This is a genomic window from Streptomyces sp. 1-11, assembly GCF_007176755.1.
Taxonomy (GTDB): Bacteria; Actinomycetota; Actinomycetes; order Streptomycetales; family Streptomycetaceae; genus Streptomyces.
Genome location: NZ_BJTV01000019.1, coordinates 75,057 through 98,426, shown reverse-complemented (window position 1 = coordinate 98,426; position 23,370 = coordinate 75,057). Strand labels below are relative to the sequence as shown.

The window sequence follows — 23,370 nt, the reverse complement described above, 5'->3', positions numbered from 1 at the left end:
GGGTGCCCGGCAGCCGAAGGTGCCGGGGGCCGTCGCGCCGCGGGTCGGGTGTCGGTGGGCTGGGGTAGGGTCCCTCACGACGATCGAGCACCGGGATTCTGCGGGGGGACACAGCCATGAGCAGTGCCGGAGGCAGCACGCACGAGGGGTTCTCGCCCGAGGAACGTGCCGCGATGAAGGACCACGCCCAGGAGCTGAAGAAGGCGGCTCGCCGCAGTTCGCGTGCGGACAGGGCGGCGGAGGCGGAGCGGGACGTACTCGCGAAGATCGCCGAGATGCGGGACTCGGACCGGGCCATGGCCGAGCGCGTGCACGCCGTGGTCACGGCGAGCGCCCCGCTCCTCGCTCCGAAGCTCTGGTACGGGATGCCGGCCTACGCGCTGGACGGCAAGGTGGTCTGCTTCTTCCAGAGCGCCGAGAAGTTCAAGGCACGCTATGCGACGCTCGGGTTCAGCGATCAGGCGAAGCTGGACGACGGTCCCATGTGGGCCGCCGGGTTCGCCCTGACCGAGGTGACGCCCGAGGTCGAGGAACGGATCGCCGCACTCGTGAAGCAGGCGGTGCGCTGAGGGCGCCGTAGGCGCCGAACACGCAGCGCCGCACCCCCGCGGGCGGTCCCGGCGGACGACGGCCGTTTCCGGCGCGTCGTCCGGGAGCGCCCGCGGGGGTCGCGTCACACCTGCGGATGACGGGCGGTTCAGCAGGCGCCGAGGTCCTGCCAGACGCCCCACTCGCCGGTGGTGCCGGGCTCCTCGCCCGTCGTCCACCACTTGGCCTTCCAGGCGTGGCCCTTGTACGAGACCCGCTGGCCGCCGGTGTACACCTTGTCCTTGGCCCACGGGGCGTCCGTGCACTGGCTGCCGGAGCCGCCGGTGACGGTCAGGGAGTAGGTCGCCGAGTGGCTGCCCGAGGTGCCCGCGCCGGTCACGGTCACCGTGTAGGTGCCCGAGGCCGCGGCCGAGGTGGTGGCCAGGGTGAGTGTCGAGGTGCCGCCCGCGGTGACCGACGCCGGGCTGAGGGAGGCGGTGACGCCCGCCGGGGCCCCGCTCACGCTGAGCTTCACGCTCTGGGCGTCACCCTTCGTCACGGCCGTCTTCACGGTGGCCGTCGCGGACTGGCCGGCCGTCACGGACCCGGAGGCCGGGCTGAGCGCGACGGAGAAGTCGTTGGACGGTGTACTGGTGCCGCCGGTGAACGGCGCGAAGACGTGCGTGAAGTCCCACGTGTTCTGCTGGATGCCCGAGCAGTTGTCCGCGGCCGCCCCGCCCGCGCAGCCGCCGTTGTCCCGCTGCAGCGCCCAGAAGGACAGGGTGTTGATGCCCTTGGAGACGGCCCAGTCGTACACGGTGCGGGCGTTGGCCAGGGTGAAGGTCTCCGCCTTGCCGAAGTCGTCGACACCCGGCATCTCGGTGACGCCGACCATGTTCCACAACTGGGCCGGGCTCTTGCCCGGGTACAGCTGGGCGAGCAGGTCGTACAGGCCCTGGGCGGCGGTCTGGGTGTCCTTCGCCATGTCGTGGGCCTGGTTGTCGTAGTAGTCGAACGTCATCAGGTTCACGACGTCGACCCGGGTGCCGTTGCTCACCGCGTTGCGCAGCAGCGCCTCGCCGTTGTCGGCGAGACCCTGCGTGGTGGTCGGCAGGGTGTAGGAGATCTCCACCTTGCGCCCGTTGGCCGCCGCCCAGTCCTCGACCAGCTTGATGGCCTTGTTGCGGCGGTCGATGGCGGCGGTGTTGTCGAGCGAGTCGACCTCGATGTCCATGTCGAGCCGCGAGATGTCGTACGTGGTGATGACCTTCTCGTACGCGGCGGCGATCTGCTGGACGTCGGTGCAGCTGTCGGCGATCTCGGTGCCGGTGGTGTCGGCCGTGTAGCCCCCGAACGAGGGGATGACGTCACCGCCGTTGGCCTGGATCGTCTTGATGTCGGCGCCGAAGGTCGAAGCGGCGATCGGCATGCTCGTGTCGCCGTTCCAGTACGGCGTGCAGGAGCCCTTGGAGGCGGTCTGGAGGAACGCCATCGTCAGGTGCTTGGCGCCGGACTGGGCGGACAGGGCGGCGGGGCTCTCGCCGGTCCACGCCTCGAAGTAGGGGGCGAAGACGTGGTTCGGCAGCGGAGTCGCGGCCTGGGCGGTGCCGGTTCCCGTGAGGGCGAGGCCTGTCGCGGCCGCCGCGGTGGCGGCCGCGGTCAGGGCCGCGCGGAAGGAACGCACGAGTCTCATGTCAGTCCTGGTGTGTGGAGGGGGTGGCCGATGTCCTGGTGCGGACAGGGTGTTGCCGACTACTGGGATAGACCCCGTGACATGGGCGGGTCAATGGTCTGGACCAAAAAGGGACTAGACCAATTTGGCCGCCCGGCGCCCATGTGCCTGTACAGGGCGCCAGGCGGCGGACTGGACCACGCCGGGTCATACGCGCGACGGTGTGCTCCGTGACCGCGTCGGACCGGTCGGGCCGTCACCGGACCGCCGGCGGGAAGGGATCAGGGACGCCAGTGCCCACCTGCCCGGCCCGAGGGCGGCGACGAGGAGGAAGGCCCAGCAGAACAGGGCCGCCGGTTCGCCGCCGTTCTCGATGGGGAACAGCGCGTGGGCCTGGTGCACGTCGAAGTAGGCGTACGCCATGGAGCCCGAGCACAGTACGGCGGCGACCCGGGTGGCGAGACCGCACATGACCAGTGCGCCGCCCACCAGTTGGATGGCCGCGGCCCACCAGTCCGGCCATGCGGCGAACCGCGGCTCGGCGCCGTGCGGGCCGCCCAGGATGCCGAACAGCGCGGCGGCCCCGTGGCAGGCGAACAGCAGTCCCACGACGATCCGGAACAGTCCGAGCACGTGTTCCTTGCTTCTTTCCAGCGCTTCCATGGGAGGTGCTCCTCTCTCGCGCGGCGACCCGGAGGCGCTGCGTCGCGGTGGGGGAAGGGCGGTGCTGACGCCGGGTTGCGCTTGCGGGCGTGCCGATCCGGACGGGGTCGGTGAAGGGCGCTCGGGGCGGTGCGGGGTCGGACGTCTGCCGTCGCGGTGTTCGTGGGGCGCGGCGCGGCAGGGCCACGGCCGTGGTGTCGTCCGGTGGCGCGCGTGCAGTCGAACTGTGAGCCATCCCGGCAGGCTTGTCTAGACCAATAGGGCGAGAAATTCCGGGCGCAGCGCGGCTCCTGGCGTGGGCCCGGCGAGTTGCCAAGTGGACTGCCGGGAGAGTCGGTTCGCCTTGCCGGGCCTCTTGACCCGGCGTGACATGGAGCTATGGTCTAGACCTAGTAGGGCAGCAGGTCCAGACCTTTGCCCGCCTTCGACCCGACCCATGGCATCGGTCGCACCAGGATGCGGCGCGCGACGTGCGCGCCGTGTCGTCACCATGCCCGCACCTCGACCGCCCCTAAGGAAGTGACATGGCATGAACGCAAAAAGACGAGCCGCTCTCGCGATCGGCGCGCTGGTCGCCCCGGTGCTCGCCGTCAGCCTCCCGGCGAGCACGGCCAGCGCCCACGGCTGGGTGACATTGCCCACGAGCCGGCAGGAACAGTGCGCCGAGGGCGTCGTCGACTGCGGTCAGATCAAGTACGAACCGCAGAGCGTCGAGGGGCCGAAGGGCCTGCAGAGCTGCAGCGGCGGACACGCGGAGTACGCCGAGCTCGACAACGACAGCAAGGGCTGGAAGGTCACTCCGGTCGGCACGACGGCGACGTTCACGTGGCACAACACCGCCCGGCACTCCACCGCCAACTGGCAGTACTTCATCGGCGGCCAGAAGATCGCCGAGTTCGACGGGCACAACCAGCAGCCGGGCGCGGACGTCAGCCAGCAGGTGAACTTCGGCGGCTTTACGGGCCGTCAGAAGGTACTCGCCGTCTGGAACATCGCGGACACCGCCAACGCGTTCTACTCCTGCGTCGACGTCAACATCGGCGGCGGCACCGGTGGCGGCACCGGCGGTGGTGGGGACACCTGCACAGCGCCGGCCTGGGACGCCGCACGGGTCTACAACGGCGGCGACACCGTGTCCTACGGCGGCCACAACTGGCGCGCCAAGTGGTGGGTCACGGGCGACAAGCCCGGCACCACCGGCCAGTGGGGCGTCTGGGAAGACCTCGGGGCCTGCTAGAACGGCGACGGCCCGGATCGACCCGGCGCGGCCGCCGGGTCCGGCGGCGCCCTCACCGCGCCGCCGGACCCGGGTCAGCACCCGCGGCCTCTCAGGGGTCCAGGCGGACCCGCTGCCGGTCGGTGAGGTACTGCTCGAGCCCGGGCGGACGGTAGTCGGCGTCCTTGTCGTAGCGCTCCATGGCCGGCCGTGCCAGGAACTCGTCGCCGTCGAGCCGGCCCTCCCGGTCCGCCGCGCGTCCGACGGCCCGGTGCAGCGGCTCGGCCAGTCGGTAGAGGCCGGTACGTGACGGGTGCACCTCGCCCAGGACATCCGGTCGCACACGGAACTCGATGCTGTCGTCCGGCTTCATCACGCTCGGCCCGTGGACGCCGAGCGTCTGCGGATCGAGTACCAGCCCGTATCTGCGGGCCTGGTCGGCCATCCAGAGCAGGGTGATGTCGGAGAGGCCCGTCTCCCGGTAGCCGCCGCCGACGTCGCAGTGCACTCCGGCGAACCACACCTGCTTCAGTTCCTGGCCCTGCCGCTCGGCGCCGGGCTGCTGGTGCCACAGCGTCGGCCGGAAGGAGGAGCGCTGTTCGTCGATGGCCAACGCGTGGCAGGCCGCCCTGACCCAACTGCTCAACTCGGTGTCGTGAAAAGCCCACTGGCGGTTGAAGCGTGCCACGGCCGGCTCCAGGCTCCTGGCCGCCGGAACCGGGATGCCGAGGGCGCCGACCGTGTCCCACACCCCGATGAAGCGGATCCCCGTCTCCTGCGCGTAGGAACGGCGGAACAGCGTGGCGGCCGCGCCGCTCGGCTTCTCGAGCCGGTCGCGGTAGAGGCGCCAGGCCTGCGGCATCCGGTCGGCGTGCGCGGGCCGCACGATGCCGGAATTGCGCACGAGCCCGGCGAGGCTCCGCACGGTGAACGCACCGCGGCTGAAGCCGAACAGGAACAGTTCGTCGCGGGGTTCGTAGGTCTCGACGAGGAAGCGGTAGGCGTCGAGCACGTTCTGGGACAGGCCCACACCGAACGCACCTCCGCTGAGGTGCTCCCAGCGACTGGTGCCGACGCCACCGTGGTAGTAGACACGCTGGTCCTTGCCCGCGCAGACCCCCGTGCACACGGAGAGGGCGAGTTTGGCGACGTTGGTCCTGCTCGGTTGGTCGGCGAAGTTCCAGGTTCCGTCGCAGCAGACGACGAGACGCTTGGCCATGATGGTCCCTTCCTGCTCGAAGGGGGCGAGCGCCGGCCGGCCCGTGGCATCGTCCGGACGCCGGCGGCCGGCCGGAGCGAGTGCTTCCGCGGCCGGCGCGTACCGTCCTGGTGCCAGCGTCCCTCTCGCACCCGGGGGTGTCCAGCGCGATCGGCGATCACCCGGGGGAGGCGGCCGCCGGACTCGACGCGGCGGCACTACCACGCCGCTCGCCACGCGCAAGTTGCGCGGTTCGGTTCCTGGTCAGAAGGTGGAAGGAGACCGTGGAGGACCGCACCGTGCCGGATCGGCGCGCGGACGCCTGGTAGCTGGAGCGGCAGCACCACGAGTGCCACGAGCACCACGGCGGGAACGCGGTGGTGGCCGTGGGGATCACCGGCCCGAGCGGGGCCGCCGAAGAAAGAGCAGCGGCCCGTGGACCCGGTCCGCTCGCCAGTGACCGCGAGAGCTCAGGGCGTTCGGCGTCAGGGACGCCGAAGTCGTCGACGGGTTCACCTCGGACCAGACGCGACGTCGTCCGCGTGGCCGCTCCGCGGTGCTCCCTCCGGATCAACGCATCGGGAGGCTCAGCGTGATGATCAAAGGCTATGACGTATCCGTCTTCCAGGACGCGGATTTCCCCACCGCCGGCACCAGTTTCGCGTTCATCAAGGGCACCGAAGGACGTTCCTACGTCAATCCCAGGCAGAAGGAGCAGGCCGCGCACGCCCGCGCCGCGGGGCTCGTCGTCGGCTTCTACCACTTCCTGCACCCGGGCCACATCAAGGAGCAGGCGGCCCACTTCGTGGAGGGCTGCGCGAGCAACGAGTACGACCTGATGGTCGTCGACTGGGAGACCAACCCGGACGGCACCGCGGCGACTTGCGCGGAGAAGGACGCCTTCATCGCCGAGGTCAAGCGGCTGCGCGGCGCCAACCACAAGGTCGGGCTGTACTGCAACCGGGACTTCTGGCGGCACCGGGACACCAGCGGTGACGCGGGTGACTTCCTGTGGATCGCCGAGTACGGCGTGGCCGCGGGCAAACCCGACATCCAGAGCAACTGGCTGTTCCACCAGTACACCGACAAGCCGCTGGACACCAGCGTGGCCAGGTTCGCGGCCAAGGCCGAGCTGGTCGCCTTCGCCGGCGGCGCCAACGGCGTGAAGAACTGACGGCCGACGGAACCGTCCTCTCACTCAGGAGGTCTGCCATGAGCACGGCTCGCCCCGTCAACTGCATCATCCCCCCGTACATCCTCGACAAGCTCCTGGACAGCGAAGACAGGGAGGCGCGCCAGGCCGCCCTGGACACCCTGCTGATCACGGCTCGCCTGCGAGGTGAGCGAGCGGTCCGAGCGGCCTTCGCCGGCGCGGCCGCGCCCGGCGACGGCCGGCGCACCGTCTTCGACTGCGAGCAGGAGGAATCCCTCACCAACGCCGTCCTGGCCAGGCCGGAGGACGGCCCCGAGGTCGCGGACCCGTCCGTCAACCGGGCGTTCGACGCCCTCGGCCTCACACGTGACTTCTACAAGGAGGTCTTCCAGCGCAATTCGGTCGACGACAAGGGCATGCGCCTGGACGGATACGTGCACTTCGGCTTCCAGGTCAACAACGCGTTCTGGGACGGGCGTCAGATGCTCTTCGGCGACGGGGACGGCAAGGAGTTCAGCAACCTCACCGGATCCCTCGAAGTGATCGCCCACGAGCTGACGCACGGCGTCACGGACCACACGGCGGAACTGGAGTACCACAACCAGTCCGGAGCCCTGAACGAGTCGATGTCGGACGTCTTCGGGTCGCTGGTCAAGCAGTGGTCGCTGAAACAGACGGCCGAGGAGGCGGACTGGCTGATCGGGGCCGACGTGTGGACACCGGGGATCGCCGGGGACGCCCTGCGGTCGATGAAGGACCCGGGGCACGCCTACAACAACCCGAAGTTCGGCAAGGACCCCCAGCCCGACCGGATGAGCAAGTTCATCCACCTGCCCGACACCAAGCGGGGCGACTTCGGCGGGGTCCACTACAACTCCGGCATCCCGAACAAGGCGTTCTACCTGACGGCCGTGCACATCGGCGGATTCGCCTGGGAGGCCGCCGGAGCCATCTGGTACGAATCGCTCAAGGCGTCCAGCGCCAAGGACCAGTTCCAGGACTTCGCGGGCACCACCTTCCAGAAGGCCGGGGAACTGTTCGGCGTCGGCGGCTCCGAGCAGTCGGCCGTACTGGCGGCGTGGCAGGAGGTCGAAGTCCCGGTCAGAGGCGTCCCGACCGGAGTCGCCCGGGTACGGAGCTCAGCGGTCAACGGCAACGGCGGCACGGGCCGGAAGGACGGACTGGCCGCCCTCACCAGGCAGATCGGCGCGCTCAACGACAAGGTCACCGGGCTGGCCAAGGAGATGGCCGCGCTCAAGGGCACCAGGTGAAGGTGACCCTGGAGGCCTACGGCGGGCTGGCGGCAGCGGCCAACCTCCGCCGCCCGCCCGAGGTGCTGGACACGAACGCCCTGCCCGAGGGCGCCACGGCAGAGCTGGCCCGGCTGCTGACGGAGGCCGTCTCGACGCCCCCGCCGGACGAGGCCGGCCGTGCCAGGGACGCGATGAGCTACACGATCACCGCGGAGGCCGCCGGCGGTGTGACGGTCCTCGAACAGTCGGACGCCGCCATGACGCCCGCGTTCGCGGCCCTGCTCACCTGGCTCAGGAGGCACCTCGCGCAGCAGTGACGCGCCACGGGCCAGGAAGCCGGCGGCCCGGTGGTCGCCGGTGATCCTGTCCGATAGTCAGCCGTCGGCGCCGGGAAGGCTCTAGGGTCCTCGCTCATGACCCGACCTTCCTCCCGCCACCGTGCGACGGCCGACGCCTACGACGCCGTCGCCCTTCGCTACGCCGAACTGCCCCGCGACGACCTCCAGACCTTTGTACTGGATCGCGCGGTGCTCGCCGCGTTCGCCGAGGCTGTGCGGGCCGCCGGCGCCGGGCCCGTCGCCGAGCTGGGATGCGGCCCCGGACCCGTCACCGCGCATCTGCGCGATCTGGGCCTGGACGTCTTCGGCGTCGACCTGTCGCCGGTGATGATCGGTCTCGCCCGCGAGACGTACCCGGATCTGCGGTTCGAGGTCGGTTCCATGGACGCCCTCGACCTGACCGACGGCCAGTTGCAGGGCATCGTGTCCTGGTACTCGGTCATCCACGCCGCACCGCGGGACGTGCCGCAGTACCTCGCCGAGTTCCGTCGGGTGCTCGCGTCCGACGGAACTCTCCTGCTCGCCTTCTTCGAGTCGGAAGGAGAGCCGGTCACGGCGTTCGACCACAAGGTGACCACTGCCTACCGATGGCCGATCGACGACCTCGCGGGGCTGGCCGGTGAGGCCGGCTTCACCGAGGTCGGCCGCATGCTGCGTGAGCCGTGCGAGGGGGAACGGTTCCGCCGGGGTCATCTGCTGATGCGCGCGGGGGAGTGAGGCCGCCGCCACCCGCCCCGAGGACCTTGTGACGCTGGGCCAGGCACTGCTCGGCAGGGACCCGGTGGCCGGGCGGAGCGCATCCACTCGCGGATAGTCTTCGTGACCATGATGCGCGCCTGGATGTTGCCGATGCTGTTCGTGCTCTGCGGCTCAGCCGCCGCGGCTGGGCGGTTCGTCAGCGGCAGCCCCGGTGAGGCCGTGGCACTTTTGCTGGCCTTCGTGCTGCTCGCAGGCGTGAACTCGCCCCTCGTCTTCCCGAGGTCCGTCGGCGCGGGTGAAGCACAGCGCCGCAGCGCGGAGGACGGCCGGCCGGTCGTCTACTGGCGGCCGGGCTGCACGTACTGCATGCGGCTGCGCTTCCGGCTGGGCCGCAGCGCCCGCGAGCTGCACTGGGTGAACATCTGGCGTGACCCGGCCGGAGCGGCGGCGGTGCGGGCGGCCAACGGCGGGGACGAGACCGTGCCGACCGTCGTCGTGGCGGGGCGGCCGCACACGAACCCCGATCCCGCGTGGGTGCGCGCCCAGCTCTCCCCTCCCGCGTGACCAGGAGCGCTGCGCCGGCCTAGCCGCACGCCGGACGCGGGGTCCAGACGGGCGTGACGTCGACGGCGCCCGGGTTCAGACGGGCGAAGCCTTCCTGGCGCTGGTAGGGGAAGTAGGGATAGGGAGCTGTCCGGCCGCTCGCCGCGTCCAGCCTGCGCATCTGGTCGGGCGTCAGTTTCCAGCCGACGCTGCCGAGGTTCTGCCGGAGCTGCTCCTCGTTGCGGGCGCCGATGATGACGGAGGAGACGGTCGGTCGCTGCAGCAGCCAGTTGATGGCGATCTGCGGGATCGCCTTGCCGGTCTCCTGAGCGATCTCGTCGAGGGCGTCGACGACACGGTAGAGGGCTTCGTCCTCGACCGGCGGGCCGTAGTCGGCCGTTCGGTGCAGCCGGCTGGTCGCGGGCAGCGGCCGGCCGCGCCGGATCCTGCCGGTGAGCCGGCCCCACCCGAGGGGGCTCCAGGCGAGCGCGCCGAGTCCCTGGTCGAGGCCGAGGGGCATCAGCTCCCATTCGTAGTCCCGGCCGACGAGGGAGTAGTACACCTGGTGCGCGACGTAGCGGGAGCGCCCGTACTTTTCCGCGATCGCCAGGGACTTCATCGCCTGCCAGCCGGAGAAGTTGGACACTCCGAGGTAGCGGACCTTCCCCGCCCGGACGAGGTCGTCGAGCGTGGAGAGCACTTCCTCGATGGGGGTGTGCGCGTCGTAGGCGTGCAGTTGGAACAGGTCGATGTAGTCGGTGCCGAGCCTGCGCAGGGCGTCATGGCACGCGTTGATCAGCCGTGAGCGGGAGGAGCCCGCGTCCCCGGGGCCGTCACCCATCGGCAGGCTCGTCTTGGTGGACACGATCACCCGGTCCCTGCGGCCTTTGATCGCCGCGCCCAGCACCTCTTCGGACGCACCGGCGGAGTAGACGTCGGCCGTGTCGAACATGGTGATCCCGGCGTCGACGCAGATGTCCACGAGGCGCCGTGCCTCGCTCGCGTCACTGTTGCCCCAAGCCCCGAACAGCGGCCCCTGCCCGCCGAACGTGCCGGCGCCGAAGCTGAGTGCGGGTACTTCGAGCCCGGACGCCCCGAGTCGCCTGTACTCCATGGCTGATCCTCCTGTGCACGACGCATTAATGGGTCTGTGGTTCCGTTAGTGGCATGGCTTAACATAGCAGCCGCAGCCGACTAACGGAACAGGAGTCCCGTTATGGAGTTCGAAGGTGTCGATCCGGGGACCGTCCGGCCGGGCGGGCGTACCGCGCGCGTACGGGCAGCGGTGCTGCGGGCGGCCGGGGACGCCCTCGCGGAGCACGGCTTCGCCCGCCTGGACCTCACCGACATCGCGCGTCGCGCCGAGGTGGGCAAGACGACCGTCTACCGCCGCTGGGGGACGGTGACCAGCCTTGTGGCCGACCTGCTGACGGACATGGCGGAGCAGTCACTGCCCCGTGCCGAGACCGGCTCGCTGCTCGGCGACCTCAAGGCCAATGCCCGTCTCGTGCAGCGGACCCTGGCCGACCCCCGGCAAGGAGCACTGTTCAGGGCGGTGATCGCGGCCGCCACCTCGGACGCGAAGACCGCCGAGGCCCTGCACCGCTTCTACGACAACCGTGTCCAGGAATGGGCCCCTTGCGTGCAGGAGGCCGTCGACCGGGGGGAGCTGCCCGACGGCACGGACGCGCACCAGGTGGTCCGCGCCGTCTCGGCGCCCCTCTACTACCAGTTGCTGACCACCGGCGCCCCGCTCGACGAACCCGCCGCGGACCGCGCCGCCGAGGCGGCCGTGGCCGCGGCACGGGCCGGCGTCTACACGCGGGGCCACCTCGGCGGCTGATCACCGACCGGCTGCGGCCGGCCGCGGGCCGCTCCACCGCCGCCGGGCCGAACGGGGCGGGCGGATTCAGCGCAGTCCGGCGAAGAGGTCGTTCTCGGGCACGGCCGCGCCGGTGGTGTCCTGGACACGGACGAAGGTCTCGACGCCCATCAGTTCGGTGAACCTCTCCCGGCCCATCCTCAGGAAGAAGATGTTCTCGCCCTGGCTGGCGTGCGCGGCCAGCGCATCGAACTTCTGGCCGCCGAACGCGGACGTGTCCACCCAGGTGGTGATCTCCTCGTCGGGCAGCCCGATCTCGGCCATCGCGGCGGCCTCGTCGGGATCCGGCTCCTGCCAGTCCGCACCGAACTCGCGCATGACCTCCCCGAACCGCCGCATCATGGAGCGGGGCGCCGTCGTCCAGTACACCTTCGGCGTCGGCGCGGTCATCGTCAGGGCCCTCATCGTGATGCGGTTCGCCTGGATGTGGTCGGGATGGCCGTAGAAGCCGTTCTCGTCATAGGTGACGACCACATCGGGTTCATAGCGGCGCATGATCGCCGCGAGTCGGGCCGCGCCCTCCTCCACGGGTGTCCGCCAGAACGAATCGGGCGCGTCGTTCGTCGGCCAGCCCATCATCCCGGAGTCGGCGTAACCCAGCATCTCCAGGTGACCGACTTTCAGGATCTCGCAGCTCGACTCGAGTTCCTGCCGCCGCATCCTGGCGACGGCCGCCGGGTCGTGTCCGGGATCACCCGGCTTGACCCCTCCCGGTCCGTCACCGCAACCGCCGTCGGTACAGGTCACGAGCACCGTGCGGATGCCTTCCGCCGCGTACCGCGCGAGCACGCCGCCCGTTCCGGTCGCCTCGTCGTCGGGATGGGCGTGCACCGCCATCAGCGTCAGTGGCCGGTCATTCATGAAACAGTCCTCCTCAGGAAAAACACTTCGGCAGGGAAAACACCCAGGCAGGGAAAACACCTCGGCCCAAGTCTGCGGCAGACGGAGGGTGAGCCGGTTCGTTTCCCGCCCGGACGTCAGGGCGTCCGGGCCTCACGCGTCAAGGTGTACTGACGCACCTCGCCGCCGAGGGCGGGGCCATCGAGCCGGGCCGGCGAAGTACGGCGCCCACCACGGCCCTTGCCATACACGCTCCGTTCACCGTCCGGGCCTCGAAGCGTCACCGTGCGCTTCACCGAGATCGCGAAGGTGGCGCTTTCCGTTGCCACAGCTTTGTCAGGAGTACGCGCCCGCGATGGACAGCCCGTCCCCGAGACCCGCCGAGACCCACGGCCCCACCGGTCCTCCCGACCGCGCCAGTGCGAGGGAGGAGAGCCCGGCCCGCAATCCCTGGTGGGACAACACCCGGTTCGTGTCCGCCTCACTGATCGTGGTCCTGCACACCATGGGCAGCATCATGGACCGCTACGGACCGCTGCACGCCTTCCACGTCGCGGCCTGGGCGTTCCGGGTCCCGGCCTTCGTGGTGCTGGCCGGAGTGTTCAGCAGCGCCGGGCCCCTCGGCCCACGCCATCTGCGCACCCTGCTGCGCAGCATCGTGCTCCCCGCGCTCCTGTTCAGCCTGCTGTTCTCGGTGGAGTCCTACGCCCTCGGCTCGCCCTTCGCCCTGCACATCACCCAGCTTCCGTGGACCCTGTGGTTCTTGATGTCACTGTTCTTCTGGAGGCTGCTGCTGCCACTGGTGGCCCAGCTGCGCCATCCGCTGCTGGCGACCACGGCCGTGGCGCTCGCGGTCGGGTACGTGGAGGAGTTCGGCCTCCAGTTCTCGGCCAGCCGGACCCTGGTGTACATGCCGCTGTTCTACTTCGGCTGGCGGCTGGGCCAAGGCATGTGCACCAAGTGGTTCGAGAGCCGCTGGAGCCTGCCGACGGCGGCGGCCGGGGTGCTTGCCGCGGGACTGGCGGCCTGGCAGTGGCACTGGGACATCCAGGGGACCTGGCTGTCGATGCGTCACGCCTACGAGGCGGACACCGCGCTGGGCATGGGGGGCGCCTGGCTGGTGCGGCTCGCGGTTCTCGCCTCGGCGGCGGCGCTGGTGCTGTGCCTGCTGCGACTGGTGCCGAAGCGGCGGCTGCCGCTGATCTCCGTGCTCGGCGCGGGCGGCTTCACCGTCTACCTGCTGCATCCGCTCGTCATCCTGCCGCTGCGGGAGAAGGGCCTGATCGAGCGGGCCGACACCCTGCCGGAGCTGATCGCCCTGCTGACGGGCGGCGTCCTGCTCACCGCGCTCCTCGCCTCACCGCCCGTGCGCCGACTGGCCCAGCCCCTCACCCGGCCACCGGTGGCCTGGCTGCTGGAGCCGGCCGGAGGCCGCTCCGGCCGGCAGGATCTGCGGTAGGCCCGTTCTCGCAGGGCCCACGAGGACGCCGGCTGACGTGCGGAAGCGGGACCCGGCGACGAGGCTGGTGCCCCGCGGCCGGTCTCGCCGAAGACCGGCCGCGGTACGCCGATCACGGAACGCTGGCCGCGGCACGCCGGCCACGGAACGATGGCTGCGGAACACCGGTCACAGAACACCGGTCACAGAACACCGGTCACGGAACCCCGGCCGCGGAAACACCGGCACGCGTGCGGCCCCGGCCGGCACCGTGTGCCTATGGGCTGCCCGGGAACCTGACGCCGGCGCGGTGGGAAGGCCCGCTCCAGAGCAGGTGCAGCCGCAGGACGTCGCGTTCCCACTGCGCCCGCAGGTCGGCCTGGGCCGGCACCGGGCGGTCGAGGTGGTCGAGGATCCGGGCGTAGAAGGGATGCACCCGGAAGTCGTCGTCGGTGACCAGGGCGGACAGCAGGGGCTCGTCCCGGTCGGTGGCGCCGTCCGCCTGGACCAGTACTTCCATCTGGTCGTCGGGGTGCAGGTCGAGGACGCCTCCGTCCACCTCGGCGCCGACGACCGACCAGCGGACGACGGCTCCCGCTCGCGCGTACCGCTCGAGTGCGGCGCGGACCTCACCGCCGAGCCGCTCGAGGGCGTCCAGCGCGGGACGCCCCGACCGCCTGGCGAGCTCGTCGCTCCAGCGTCCCAGTTCGTCCAGTTCGCCGGTGGTCAGGTAGCGGTCCAGCTTGTCGGCTTCGGCCTCCGCGTCTTCGACGAGTCGGCGCAGCGCGGCCAGGGGCAGTTTCTCGCCCTCCTGCCTCAGGCGCTCCAGGAGGCCGGCGAGCCGGTGGCCGGGGGCGGTGGGGGCCGCCGACCAGGCCGACAGCACGTCGCACTCGGCCGCGGCGGCATCCCGTACCGCTTCGACGACGGTGGGGTCGTCACGCAGCATGGCCAGATACCTCGCGGTCTGCCGTACGGCGTCCCGGTCGCCGGTGTCCCTCGCCTCGCGGCTCTGGTCCCGCAGCGCCTGCAGGGCCGCCCTCGCCCCCCGTTCGGCCGCGGACCGCCCGGTGGCGGGAGGGCCGGCGACGCGCGGGCCCGGGGGACCGGACGGCGGTGGATCGGCAGGCGCCTGCTCCCGCGCGCGGCCGTGTGCCGGGCCGGCGGCCGCTGCTTCCCCCGCTGATGAGGGTGCCGCGGTAGGGGCCGGTGAGCGCGGTGGACGCAGGCCTTGCCACGGCTCAAGCGCGTTGCCCTCAAGCCGGGCGATGCTCTCCGCCGTGATGACGGCGCGGGAATCACGCGTGCGGTCATCGCCGGGGACGGGCAGCCGGAGGGTCGCGGGACCGAGCAGCAGCCAGATCTGATCACGGTCGGGTACGGCCGCCTCCGCGGGCAGTGAGATGCGGCCGGGCGTCACCGCCGATCCCGTCGACTGGACGTCGGCGTCGTAGAGCCGCCGGGAGCCGTCCGCGCCCGCGACGGCGACGGCGGCGGTGAAGGCCACCGTGCCCGGCGCCAGTTGGAAGACGGCCGGGGCGACCCGGGGCGGGGACGCGGGCGACGCGGGGCCGGACGCCTCAGCGGCGGGCGTGCCCCGTTCGGCTGTGCGGACCCGAACGCCTTCGCCCGTCTCCTCGAGGTGCGGGGTGAGAATCGCGGAGTCGGTGAGGCGACAGTGGTCCAGCGTGGTCCACTCGATCGTGTGCCCGGGGAGCTGCGTGCCGATCTGCACCTCGCGTGTGGCTCCGACAGTGCGGCACTGCACGCGCAGCGCATAGCCCGCGGCGTCCACCTCGTTGTGGGCGAGCATGCTGTCCGGACCGTAGATCCAGTCGCCCCCGCCGCGGGTGGCCCGGTCCAGTTCCTTGTGACGGGCGAGCCAGGACTTTCGCTCCATGCGGTCCAGTTGGACTCGGACGGCGCGTCGGCCGCCGTCGAACGAGACGTCGACGCAACCGCCGGAATCGGCGCCGAACAGGTCGTACGAGACGCTCACGTCACGCTTGCCCTGCTGCTGGAGCCACCGCTTGAGGGCCCGCCCGACATACAGGTGATCCGCGCTGGACTCGCTGTTCGCGGTACGCCGGCACCGCACCGGCGGATGATGCGCGAAGTGGCACTTCTTGCTGGTGTAGCGCTTCGCCGACAGCTTCTGCCCGCAGCCGCCCAGGAGCGAGCCGCAGAAGAACTCGAGGTCCGGGTAGCGCGCGAGGAAATCGGGGAACTCGGCGTGATCGAACGGGAGGAAGACCGGTTCGTCCGAGCCGGGACGCCCCGCCACGGCGGTCTGGACCTTGCGGGTGTCCTCTTCCTCGAACCCCTGCATCGGATGGATCATGCACGGATCATATGAGGGGGGCCCGGCGCTGCCGAGGGGGCGAGCGCTCACCGGCCGTCGGCCGACCGTTACCCGGGAGGTAATGGCGCCGGTCCGTCGCCGCTGATGAGAATGCTGATCTCGCCGCGTCGGACGGACGCGGACGTCGGATCGGAGTGATGAGGCATGACCACAGCCGCACCCGGGACCACCCGCGCCGTCGTGCACGAGCTGCTGCGCAGGATAGGCGGGGGCGACCCCGAGAGCATCGCCGAGCTGTACGCCGAGCAGGGCGACTGGAAGCTGGACTGGCCGGAGGCCGAGCACGGCCGGACCGCCACCCCGTGGATCCGCCACCGGTCCACCCGCGCCGATGCCGCCGCCCACTACCGCGAGCTCGCCGAGCACCATGTGCCCGGGCAGGCGGCGACCGAGATCGAGCGCATCCTCGTCGACGGCCCCGACGCGGTCGTGCTCGGCGAGATCCGGCAGACCGCCCGCTCCACCGGACGGGCCTACCGAGCGCGGTTCGCCCTTCACCTCACCGTCGAGGACGGACTCGTCACCCGGCACCACGTCTACGAGGACAGCCTCGCCGTCGCCCAGGCGTTCGACACGAAGTGAGCGGGGGAGCAGCTCGGACGCGACGAGCGCTTGTGCCCGCGCGCAGGCGAGTTGTTAACGTGATGGTGCGGCCAGGAGCAGGCCGGCCGGGAACTCGTGGCGCCGGTCGGGGACGCTCACGGTGATCCGCGCATCGGCCGTCTCGGGAACCCTCGGTCTCCGGCCGGCCTCGCGGATTCCGGCGGGCGATCCGCAGCGGGCACGCAGCGGGCCGGCGTGGACGAGCTCGTCCAGACGGAAGGCGGCGAGCCTCGGGAAGAGGGCGCTGCGCGGGGCTCGCTCGTCACCGGTTGCTCGGAGTCTGTCCGAGCTGGGGGAAACGCCCGTTCTGGTGTTCGACCGGAGCATCGTCATGTTCGCCAAGCTCAACCTGCGCCGCTCGGCTCGTGCCACGGAACCGGCGGCGCACCCCACCCGCGCCGCCGACCGGAACGCCACCGCCACCCCGACCGCCGCCGACGCCGGCCTGCTGCTCATCAGGCTGACCTTCGGCCTGTTGATGGCCGGCCACGGTGCGCAGAAGCTCTTCGGGCTCTTCGGGGGCCAGGGTCTGACCGCGACCGGCAAGGGGCTCGCGGCCCTCGGCTTCCACCCGGGCAAGCTCTTCGCCGCGGTCGGAGGTCTGTCCGAGTTCCTCGGCGGCCTGGGTCTGGCCGCCGGGCTGTTCACCCCACTGGCCGCCGCCGCCCTGATCGGCGTCATGATCAACGCGATGGCCACGGTGACCGGCGCCCACGGTCTGTGGGACACGGACGGTGGTGTGGAGTACAGCGTGTGCATCACCGTCGTCGCCCTCGCGGTCGCCGCCATCGGCCCGGGCCGGCTGGCGGCCGACCGCTTCCTGCCGTGGGGCCAGGGGGGCTGGAAGGAGGCGGGGTTCGCCCTCGGCCTCGGCGGTGTGGTTGCCGCGATCACCTTGAGCCTCTGAGGGCGAGCGCGAGCCGCCCGCGACGCACACGGCACTTTGCTCTTCGTTTACACTGGGGCGAGCGAAGGGGAGTAGTCCTGCGACACCGCTGGTCGACACACTGGACGGACATCCGTCCCGGCCACCGGGCCACGGCTCACCACCGAGGCGGACGAGACCTTCGGCCACGCATGACCCTGCCCGCACACACTGTGCGGGCGGATCCGTCGTGCCGGGCCGAACGGTTCCCCGTCGCCCCTCAGGGTGCCGGAAGGGCGGTGCGGCCCGGCCCCAGCAGAAAGCCTCAAGGATGACTCTCGACCCCCTGGCGATCATCACCGCCTTCGGGCTGATCTTCCTCGCCGAACTTCCCGACAAGACGATGTTCGCCTCACTTGCCATGGGCACCCGCATGCGCCCGCTGTACGTCTGGTTCGGCACGTCCACCGCGTTCATCGTCCACGTCGCCATCGCCGTCGGCGCCGGCAGCCTCCTCGGCCTGCTCCCCGGCATGGCCGTCAAGCTGGTCTCCGCCGCCCTGTTCGCCTTCGGCGCGTTCGTCCTCCTGCGCAGCGGCGGAGACGACGCGGACGACGAAGCCGGCTCCAGGACCGTCACCGGCTTCTGGCCCGTCTACACCACCGCCTTCATGGCCGTGTTCATCAGCGAATGGGGCGACCTCACCCAGATCACCACGGCCAACCTCGCCGCCACCAACGGCTGGCTCCCCACCGCCATCGGCTCCGCCGCGGCCCTGATGTCCGTCTCCGCCCTCGCCCTGCTCGTCGGCCGGTTCATCGCCAAGCGCGTCCCCCTGAAGACCGTGCAGCGCGTCGGCGGTCTCTGCATGGCCGGTCTCGCCATCTGGACGCTCGTCGAGGCCTTCACCCTCTGACCACCGGCCGTGTGCCGGAGGGCAGCAGAAAAGTCGGATAACCGGGAGAGGTCTCGGGTAGAAAGGACGCTGGGTGCCTCCCGAGGGCGCCCCCACACACCAGCCGGGCATGCCCGGCGAGAACGAAGGACAACAGCATGGCCAGCGGCACCGTGAAGTGGTTCAACGCCGAGAAGGGCTTCGGCTTCATCGCCCAGGACGGCGGCGGACCGGACGTCTTCGCGCACTACTCCAACATCGCCGGGAACGGATACCGCGAGCTGGTGGAGGGGGAGACGGTCACCTTCGACGTGACACAGGGACAGAAGGGACCCCAGGCGGAGAACATCGTCCGGGGCTGACTTCGGCACGCCCCGCCACGAGGTGAAAAGGCCCGGTCACCCGGGCCTTTTCCATGCGGCCACAGCCGCGTCCCACGAGGTCACGGCGTCGATCACGCCTGGCGCCCGGGCGGGGTCGCCACCGGTTGCGGGCGGACGGTGAGGATCTGCTGGGCGTGGCCGATCGCCCCGTGGACGTCGTGCAGCACGGTGCTGGTGACGCCCTGGCCGGTGGGCCCGAAGGTGACGGCGGTGTCGAGCCCGGTCCAGCGGCCCTCGGGCCGGCGGTGCAGGTGGACGGTGAGGTCGACGTTGGGGAACATCCAGGCGGTGGGCGACTGGCGTGCCGCGATGCCGTTGGCGGTGTCGACGAGCGCTATGTAGGACGCGAGCGCACTCGAACTCTCTCCCGCGACGAGGTCGAGCCCGGTGGAGATCCAGGCGGTCGTCCGGCCCGGCTGGGGGGCCGCCAGAGGCCGCACGTCCAGAGAGGCGATGTAGCCGCCGGGCCACACCTCGCTCATGGGCCACGGGGCGAGCTCGTCGGGAGGGGCGAGCGGTGCCGGGGCGCCGCCGGCGACGGCGGAGGTGTCACCGGAGGCGAGCAGCCAGGCACGGGCCCGTACCACGGCGCGGCCGGCGATGAGCACGACGGCCTCGACCAGCTCGATGGTGCGGCCGGGCCGGATCGTCTCGACCCGGATCTCGCACTCGTCGAGGGCGAGCCGGCCGAGGATGTCGAAACTGATCCGGGACAGCACCAGGCCGTCGTCCGCCCGGCCGGCCAGGTGGCCCTCCATGGCGTGCACGACGAGGCCGCCCAGCGGGCTGAAGTGCTGCTCGTCGGGGTCCCATGCCCCGCTCGCGTGCGCGGTGGGCTTGTAGCGGCGGGCGTCGATGGGTTCGAAGTAGCTGCCGGTGCTCAACAGGTGTCCTTCTCAACGGATGAAGATGGCGCTGACCAGGATCACACGGACGGCGGAGCCGCCGGGAATCCCCAGCCTGCTGACTGAACAAGCGCCACCATCGCCCAGGGCACCGTCTCCGGGTGACCATGGGCAGCCTGGCTGAGGAATCGTAAAGGGTGCGCAAAGCGCCCTCGTCAAGCAGGCTGTGCCTGCCATCGGAAGGACTGTTTTCGGCCGTTCGTGCCAGGCGCGCCGCTGAGCGGCCCTGGACGGCTACCCCGACCCTATGCTTCTACAAGCATGTAGAAAGAGCGAGGGGCCAAGCCGGATACCGCGGCCGCTTCCTCGGACATCCGCCGGGAAGGGAGGGCACCGAGATGAGGTACGAGATGCTGCGAACGGCCGGTGATGGATCAACGCGCCGGCAGCCTGCCTTGTTCCGAGGGTGTGCCGACTGCCCGGCGCCGCAAGTGATTCGCACGTGAAGGAGTGAACGCCCCCATGGTGTTCAAACGGCTGCTCGGTTCGCTCGGCGTGGGCGGGCCCACGGTGGACACGGTCCTCGACCCCGGCGCCGCTCTCCCCGGAGGCGCCCTGTCGGGGCAGGTCCACCTACGGGGAGGCAGCGCCGACTTCGGCATCGACCACATCACCCTCGAGCTCGTCGCCCGCGTCGAAGCGGAGCACGAGCACGGGGAGAGCGAAGGCGCCGTCGTCTTCGAGAGGTTCACCGTCGGCGGCGGCTTCCGCCTGGGCGAGGGGGAGCACCGCAGCGTTCCGTTCCGTATCGGCCTGCCGTGGCAGACCCCGGTCACCGAGCTGCACGGGCAGCCGCTGGGCATCGTGCTCGGTGTGCGCACCGAGTTGGCGGTCGCCGGGGCGAAGGACAAGGGCGATCTGGATCCGCTCGCAGTTCGCCCGCTGCCGGCGCAGGAGGCGATCCTGGAGGCTCTGGGACAGCTGGGATTCGGGTTCAAGTCCGCCGACCTGGAACTCGGTCACATCAGCGGCACCGGCCAACAGCTGCCGTTCTACCAGGAGATCGAGCTCACTCCCGCCCCGCAGTACGCGCACCGGCTCAACGAGCTGGAGGTCACCTTCCTCGCCGGTCCCGGTGGACTGGAGATCGTGCTGGAGGCCGACAAGCGCGGCGGCTTGTTCACGGCCGGCCACGACGCGCTCACCCGCTTCACCGTCTCCCACGACGCCGCCCAGGACTGGAGCACGCTGGTCGAAGGCTGGATCGAACAGCTTCTGGAGCACCGCGCCTCCCACGGAGCCCACGTTCCCTACGGGCACGGCGCCCCGTACGTGGGCGACGACCACGGTGGCCACTACAGCCACCACAGCCACCACGACGACCATCATGGCGCGCCCCACCGCTCCGGGCCCGGCATGGGCACCGCGATCGCCGCCGGCGCCGCGGGCCTGGCGGTCGGTGTCGTCGGCGGCATGGTCGCGGCCGAAGTCGTCGACGAGATCGGTGACTTCTTCGAGGGCGACGAGGAAGACGAGGACTGAGTCCGGCTCAATTCCAAGTGCTGCCTGCGGGAGCCGGCGTGGGGGTGGGCGGTCAGGCGTCTGGGTCGACTTCGGGGTGCGTGAACCGCACAGGCTTGCCCAGCGACCGGGCGTAGGCGATCTCGGCTCGGGTGCTGTCTCCGATGTAGTCGCCGACCACGAGCACCTCATCAGCGAGCCGGATCTTCGCCCGGTGCAGCTCGCCGAGTCGAACCTTCAGCGCCGCGGCCTCGGCGGGATCGGACCACAGCTCGTGCGGCGACTTCATGTCGCAACCCGGCTTGACGACAATCCTTCCGGCTTCGGTCTCCCGCACATCCGCCTCGGTCATCTCGGTCATGAAACGGGTGGAGCCACAGATCACGACGATTTGCGGGAGGCCCAACAGCTTCTTCGCGTCGGCGAGTTTCTCCTCGGGCGTGAGCGGTCGCGGGTATGACACGGGTTCCTCCTGGTGGTGTGGTCCAAGGGGTGCCTGGGGAGGCGAGAACGAGAAGATCCAAGATCGTCTCAAGGAGGCTCCTGCGCCTCGGCGGCGAGGCGAGCGCGTACCGCGGCGAACAGTTCCGGGGCGAACGGGACGAGCGTATCGGCCGGGGTGCGGGCAGTCTCCGCCGTCGCTCTGCTGGGCGGGACGGAGGTGGCGAAGGCTCCGGCCGCCCAAGCGGAGGAGCACCTGGGCCGGGTCCGGTGCGGGCGGATGGATGGCCTGGGGAGCGGCGGCCCGTTGTCTGAAAACAGCTGTCCTATGGCGCGGGGCGGTAGGGCGAGCCGACGGAGGCCTGTGCTGTCGCCCTCGGTGAAATCGCCTGGTGAGAGGGATCGAAGGTGCGGAACCAGGTCACGTCGTGTACTGGTGTTCGGTAGTGGATCAACGGCCGCTAACATCCGTGCATGTCCGAAACCGCCGTGCAGCGCCTCCTGAAGAACGACCACCGCACCGCCAGGGCCGCCGCCGGCGAGAGCATCTCCCTTTCCGTCGACTGTGCGAAGGCGCTCCTCGGTGAGCTGGCGTCCGACGAGGTGGTCAGGGCCTTCTACCACGACGGCTGGGGCTACGCCGCACTCACCACCCGCGGCCTCGTCCTCGTCCGGAACCTGCTGACGCCGAAGGCGGCCCGGGTCCCCTCGCCTCTGCTGATCCTGCGCCGCGCGTACGGCATGTTCGACTCCGTCGACGTCCTGGTCGACGGCAAGCCGCACAAGCTGCACGGCTCGAAACTGGACCCGAAGGGAGAGCTCCTCGGGACGGCCGGGCGGCTCCTGCCCCCCGACTCGCCGTTGCGCCCCGGCCGCGGCAGGCGGCTGTCCACATGGGTGCGCAGGCACCCCCTCTCCGTGGCCGCCGCCGCGACAGTCGTTGCCCTCGCCGGACTGAACCCGGGCTCGGGCGGGGAGAAGGCCGTGGCGCAGGACCGGACGTACCGCACCGCGAACGTGCCCGACTTCAACGGGACGCCGCTCGCCTCGGCGGTGGCGAAGGCGCGCCTCGACGGATGGCGGAAGGTGTCGACTGCCGACGCCTCCTCCGCCCGCCGCCAGGTGAACCCCACCGCGCCGGGCTGGCACGTGTGCTTCCAGAGTCCGTCCGCCGACGTGCCGGCCTGGCCGTCCCTCACCACGCTGACCCTCTACGCGGTGCCGGAAAGGGAGGTGTGTCCGGCGTGGCTGCACGACTCCCGCCGGATCCTGATGCCCGGCCTGGTCGGTGAGCGGTTCGACGACGCCTCACGCGCCCTCGGTGGCCTGGGGATCGACCACGTCGACGCCTTCCACGCCCACACCGGCGAGCGCCTGGACGAAGGCGGGGCGCAGGACCTGGCCGACTGGCAGGTGTGCCGACAGCGCCCGGAACCGGACAGCGAGATCTCGACCACGACACGGCCCAGCCTGTGGCTGACCGGTCCCGGCGTCTCCTGCACCGAACCCAGCCCCAGTCCGAGCCCGACGCCGAAGCCCAAGCCCAAGCCGAAGCCGCATCCTCAGCCTTCCTACGGCACCTCGGGCGGCGGCAGCGGGGGAGGCGGAACCGGTGGGGGCTCCAGCCACACGGGTTCCGGCAGCGGCGGTTCCTCAGGCGGGTCGGGCGGCAGCACCGGCGGTTCGGGCGGCACTGGCGGTTCGAGCGGTGGCAGCGGCACAGGAGGCCAGGCGGGTGTCCAGTTCGGGCAGTACTGCTCTCCCGTCGGCGCCACCGCGACGACCGGCGACGGGCGGCCGGCGAAGTGCTTCATGGGCAGGGACGGCCAGGCTCGCTGGGGCTACAACTCCGGGTGACACCGCAGGCCCCCGCTCGCGCCGGCGGGCCGCAGCCCGGCCGGTCGCCGACGTGGCCGTCTCCCCGGCCGGCGGCACTGTCCGCAATGCCATTGCCGCCACAACGCTCCCTGATCCGCTCGTCCTGCGCGCCCGGACTTCTCGATTCGATCGGACACGAGCAAGGTCACGGTGC

Annotated in this window: 23 protein-coding genes; 15 read left to right on the top strand and 8 right to left on the bottom strand. The window is 71.0% G+C overall.

Annotation, left to right across the window (positions count from 1 at the left end):
- The first annotated feature begins 116 nt into the window (after positions 1–116).
- Positions 117–569, top strand: coding sequence for an iron chaperone (locus TNCT1_RS30960; protein ID WP_143638687.1), 453 nt, complete (start codon positions 117–119; stop codon positions 567–569).
- A 128-nt stretch (positions 570–697) separates the two neighbouring features.
- On the opposite strand, the gene TNCT1_RS30955 is transcribed toward TNCT1_RS30960, so the two are convergent.
- Together TNCT1_RS30955 and TNCT1_RS30950 are read right to left on the bottom strand one after the other, a co-directional pair.
- Positions 698–2,221: a chitinase gene (locus tag TNCT1_RS30955; RefSeq protein WP_143638685.1), complete on the bottom strand. Its 1,524-nt coding sequence runs from the start codon at positions 2,219–2,221 to the stop codon at positions 698–700.
- 186 nt (positions 2,222–2,407) lie between these two features.
- Entirely contained in the window at positions 2,408–2,863 is a 456-nt protein-coding gene (locus TNCT1_RS30950; RefSeq protein ID WP_143638683.1) for a DoxX family protein, read from the bottom strand.
- A 529-nt stretch (positions 2,864–3,392) separates the two neighbouring features.
- Here TNCT1_RS30950 and TNCT1_RS30945 point away from each other — a divergent pair.
- On the top strand, positions 3,393–4,100 hold the full coding sequence (locus TNCT1_RS30945; RefSeq protein WP_143638681.1) for a lytic polysaccharide monooxygenase: 708 nt from the start codon (positions 3,393–3,395) through the stop codon (positions 4,098–4,100).
- A gap of 91 nt (positions 4,101–4,191) precedes the next feature.
- On the opposite strand, the gene TNCT1_RS30940 is transcribed toward TNCT1_RS30945, so the two are convergent.
- On the bottom strand, positions 4,192–5,298 hold the full coding sequence (locus tag TNCT1_RS30940) for a DUF2235 domain-containing protein (protein WP_143638678.1): 1,107 nt from the start codon (positions 5,296–5,298) through the stop codon (positions 4,192–4,194).
- A 574-nt stretch (positions 5,299–5,872) separates the two neighbouring features.
- Between TNCT1_RS30940 and TNCT1_RS30935 the strand changes: the two genes are divergently transcribed.
- From TNCT1_RS30935 to TNCT1_RS30915, 5 genes are all read left to right on the top strand, one after another.
- On the top strand, positions 5,873–6,451 hold the full coding sequence (locus tag TNCT1_RS30935; RefSeq protein ID WP_143638676.1) for a glycoside hydrolase family 25 protein: 579 nt from the start codon (positions 5,873–5,875) through the stop codon (positions 6,449–6,451).
- A 38-nt stretch (positions 6,452–6,489) separates the two neighbouring features.
- Complete coding sequence (locus TNCT1_RS30930; RefSeq protein WP_143638674.1) at positions 6,490–7,701, top strand: M4 family metallopeptidase; 1,212 nt, start codon at positions 6,490–6,492, stop codon at positions 7,699–7,701.
- Entirely contained in the window at positions 7,698–8,000 is a 303-nt protein-coding gene (locus tag TNCT1_RS30925) for a protealysin inhibitor emfourin (RefSeq protein WP_143638671.1), read from the top strand. Before TNCT1_RS30930 ends, TNCT1_RS30925 begins: the two co-directional genes overlap by 4 nt.
- 96 nt (positions 8,001–8,096) lie before the next feature.
- Positions 8,097–8,738, top strand: coding sequence for a class I SAM-dependent methyltransferase (locus tag TNCT1_RS30920; RefSeq protein ID WP_143638669.1), 642 nt, complete (start codon positions 8,097–8,099; stop codon positions 8,736–8,738).
- Positions 8,739–8,846: 108 nt separating this feature from the next.
- Entirely contained in the window at positions 8,847–9,284 is a 438-nt protein-coding gene (locus tag TNCT1_RS30915) for a glutaredoxin domain-containing protein (RefSeq protein ID WP_143638788.1), read from the top strand.
- A gap of 19 nt (positions 9,285–9,303) precedes the next feature.
- On the opposite strand, the gene TNCT1_RS30910 is transcribed toward TNCT1_RS30915, so the two are convergent.
- Positions 9,304–10,377, bottom strand: coding sequence for an aldo/keto reductase (locus TNCT1_RS30910; protein ID WP_143638667.1), 1,074 nt, complete (start codon positions 10,375–10,377; stop codon positions 9,304–9,306).
- Between the two features lie 102 nt (positions 10,378–10,479).
- Here TNCT1_RS30910 and TNCT1_RS30905 point away from each other — a divergent pair, with 102 nt between their 5' ends.
- Positions 10,480–11,106: a TetR/AcrR family transcriptional regulator gene (locus TNCT1_RS30905; protein WP_143638665.1), complete on the top strand. Its 627-nt coding sequence runs from the start codon at positions 10,480–10,482 to the stop codon at positions 11,104–11,106.
- Between the two features lie 66 nt (positions 11,107–11,172).
- Here TNCT1_RS30905 and TNCT1_RS30900 read toward each other — a convergent pair whose 3' ends face one another.
- Positions 11,173–12,006 carry a PIG-L family deacetylase gene (locus TNCT1_RS30900; protein WP_143638663.1) on the bottom strand — a complete coding sequence of 278 codons (834 nt, stop codon included), beginning with the start codon at positions 12,004–12,006 and terminating at the stop codon, positions 11,173–11,175.
- Between the two features lie 334 nt (positions 12,007–12,340).
- Between TNCT1_RS30900 and TNCT1_RS36485 the strand changes: the two genes are divergently transcribed.
- On the top strand, positions 12,341–13,444 hold the full coding sequence (locus TNCT1_RS36485) for an acyltransferase family protein (protein WP_235902984.1): 1,104 nt from the start codon (positions 12,341–12,343) through the stop codon (positions 13,442–13,444).
- A 256-nt stretch (positions 13,445–13,700) separates the two neighbouring features.
- Here the strand turns inward: TNCT1_RS36485 and TNCT1_RS30890 are convergent, their stop codons facing one another.
- Entirely contained in the window at positions 13,701–15,764 is a 2,064-nt protein-coding gene (locus tag TNCT1_RS30890; protein ID WP_143638661.1) for a competence protein CoiA family protein, read from the bottom strand.
- Positions 15,765–15,929: 165 nt separating this feature from the next.
- Between TNCT1_RS30890 and TNCT1_RS30885 the strand changes: the two genes are divergently transcribed.
- The 4 genes from TNCT1_RS30885 to TNCT1_RS30870 all read left to right on the top strand — a co-directional run bounded on the left by TNCT1_RS30885 (position 15,930) and on the right by TNCT1_RS30870 (position 18,510).
- Positions 15,930–16,367 carry a nuclear transport factor 2 family protein gene (locus tag TNCT1_RS30885; RefSeq protein WP_143638659.1) on the top strand — a complete coding sequence of 146 codons (438 nt, stop codon included), beginning with the start codon at positions 15,930–15,932 and terminating at the stop codon, positions 16,365–16,367.
- A gap of 352 nt (positions 16,368–16,719) precedes the next feature.
- Entirely contained in the window at positions 16,720–17,295 is a 576-nt protein-coding gene (locus TNCT1_RS30880) for a DoxX family protein (RefSeq protein ID WP_143638784.1), read from the top strand.
- Positions 17,296–17,584: 289 nt separating this feature from the next.
- Entirely contained in the window at positions 17,585–18,169 is a 585-nt protein-coding gene (locus TNCT1_RS30875) for a TMEM165/GDT1 family protein (RefSeq protein WP_143638657.1), read from the top strand.
- Between the two features lie 137 nt (positions 18,170–18,306).
- Positions 18,307–18,510: a cold-shock protein gene (locus tag TNCT1_RS30870; RefSeq protein ID WP_143638655.1), complete on the top strand. Its 204-nt coding sequence runs from the start codon at positions 18,307–18,309 to the stop codon at positions 18,508–18,510.
- Between the two features lie 92 nt (positions 18,511–18,602).
- Here the strand turns inward: TNCT1_RS30870 and TNCT1_RS30865 are convergent, their stop codons facing one another.
- Positions 18,603–19,415 carry a thioesterase family protein gene (locus TNCT1_RS30865; RefSeq protein ID WP_143638653.1) on the bottom strand — a complete coding sequence of 271 codons (813 nt, stop codon included), beginning with the start codon at positions 19,413–19,415 and terminating at the stop codon, positions 18,603–18,605.
- A 483-nt stretch (positions 19,416–19,898) separates the two neighbouring features.
- On the opposite strand from TNCT1_RS30865, the gene TNCT1_RS30860 reads away from it, so the two are divergent.
- Positions 19,899–20,918: a sporulation protein gene (locus tag TNCT1_RS30860; protein WP_174266510.1), complete on the top strand. Its 1,020-nt coding sequence runs from the start codon at positions 19,899–19,901 to the stop codon at positions 20,916–20,918.
- 52 nt (positions 20,919–20,970) lie between these two features.
- Here the strand turns inward: TNCT1_RS30860 and TNCT1_RS30855 are convergent, their stop codons facing one another.
- Positions 20,971–21,360: a hypothetical protein gene (locus tag TNCT1_RS30855; protein WP_174266509.1), complete on the bottom strand. Its 390-nt coding sequence runs from the start codon at positions 21,358–21,360 to the stop codon at positions 20,971–20,973.
- A 452-nt stretch (positions 21,361–21,812) separates the two neighbouring features.
- On the opposite strand from TNCT1_RS30855, the gene TNCT1_RS30850 reads away from it, so the two are divergent.
- Positions 21,813–23,195 (top strand): hypothetical protein, encoded by a 1,383-nt coding sequence (locus TNCT1_RS30850; protein WP_143638649.1) that lies wholly within the window; start codon positions 21,813–21,815, stop codon positions 23,193–23,195.
- Positions 23,196–23,370 lie beyond the last annotated feature (175 nt).

Coding starts and splice junctions, on each gene's coding strand:
- TNCT1_RS30960 (WP_143638687.1), top strand. CDS start 117: ATGAGCAGTGCCGGAGGCAGCACGCACGAGGGGTTCTCGCCCGAGGAA.
- TNCT1_RS30955 (WP_143638685.1), bottom strand. CDS start 2,221: ATGAGACTCGTGCGTTCCTTCCGCGCGGCCCTGACCGCGGCCGCCACC.
- TNCT1_RS30950 (WP_143638683.1), bottom strand. CDS start 2,863: ATGGAAGCGCTGGAAAGAAGCAAGGAACACGTGCTCGGACTGTTCCGG.
- TNCT1_RS30945 (WP_143638681.1), top strand. CDS start 3,393: ATGAACGCAAAAAGACGAGCCGCTCTCGCGATCGGCGCGCTGGTCGCC.
- TNCT1_RS30940 (WP_143638678.1), bottom strand. CDS start 5,298: ATGGCCAAGCGTCTCGTCGTCTGCTGCGACGGAACCTGGAACTTCGCC.
- TNCT1_RS30935 (WP_143638676.1), top strand. CDS start 5,873: ATGATCAAAGGCTATGACGTATCCGTCTTCCAGGACGCGGATTTCCCC.
- TNCT1_RS30930 (WP_143638674.1), top strand. CDS start 6,490: ATGAGCACGGCTCGCCCCGTCAACTGCATCATCCCCCCGTACATCCTC.
- TNCT1_RS30920 (WP_143638669.1), top strand. CDS start 8,097: ATGACCCGACCTTCCTCCCGCCACCGTGCGACGGCCGACGCCTACGAC.
- TNCT1_RS30915 (WP_143638788.1), top strand. CDS start 8,847: ATGATGCGCGCCTGGATGTTGCCGATGCTGTTCGTGCTCTGCGGCTCA.
- TNCT1_RS30910 (WP_143638667.1), bottom strand. CDS start 10,377: ATGGAGTACAGGCGACTCGGGGCGTCCGGGCTCGAAGTACCCGCACTC.
- TNCT1_RS30905 (WP_143638665.1), top strand. CDS start 10,480: ATGGAGTTCGAAGGTGTCGATCCGGGGACCGTCCGGCCGGGCGGGCGT.
- TNCT1_RS30900 (WP_143638663.1), bottom strand. CDS start 12,006: ATGAATGACCGGCCACTGACGCTGATGGCGGTGCACGCCCATCCCGAC.
- TNCT1_RS36485 (WP_235902984.1), top strand. CDS start 12,341: ATGGACAGCCCGTCCCCGAGACCCGCCGAGACCCACGGCCCCACCGGT.
- TNCT1_RS30890 (WP_143638661.1), bottom strand. CDS start 15,764: ATGATCCATCCGATGCAGGGGTTCGAGGAAGAGGACACCCGCAAGGTC.
- TNCT1_RS30885 (WP_143638659.1), top strand. CDS start 15,930: ATGACCACAGCCGCACCCGGGACCACCCGCGCCGTCGTGCACGAGCTG.
- TNCT1_RS30880 (WP_143638784.1), top strand. CDS start 16,720: ATGTTCGCCAAGCTCAACCTGCGCCGCTCGGCTCGTGCCACGGAACCG.
- TNCT1_RS30875 (WP_143638657.1), top strand. CDS start 17,585: ATGACTCTCGACCCCCTGGCGATCATCACCGCCTTCGGGCTGATCTTC.
- TNCT1_RS30870 (WP_143638655.1), top strand. CDS start 18,307: ATGGCCAGCGGCACCGTGAAGTGGTTCAACGCCGAGAAGGGCTTCGGC.
- TNCT1_RS30860 (WP_174266510.1), top strand. CDS start 19,899: ATGGTGTTCAAACGGCTGCTCGGTTCGCTCGGCGTGGGCGGGCCCACG.
- TNCT1_RS30850 (WP_143638649.1), top strand. CDS start 21,813: ATGTCCGAAACCGCCGTGCAGCGCCTCCTGAAGAACGACCACCGCACC.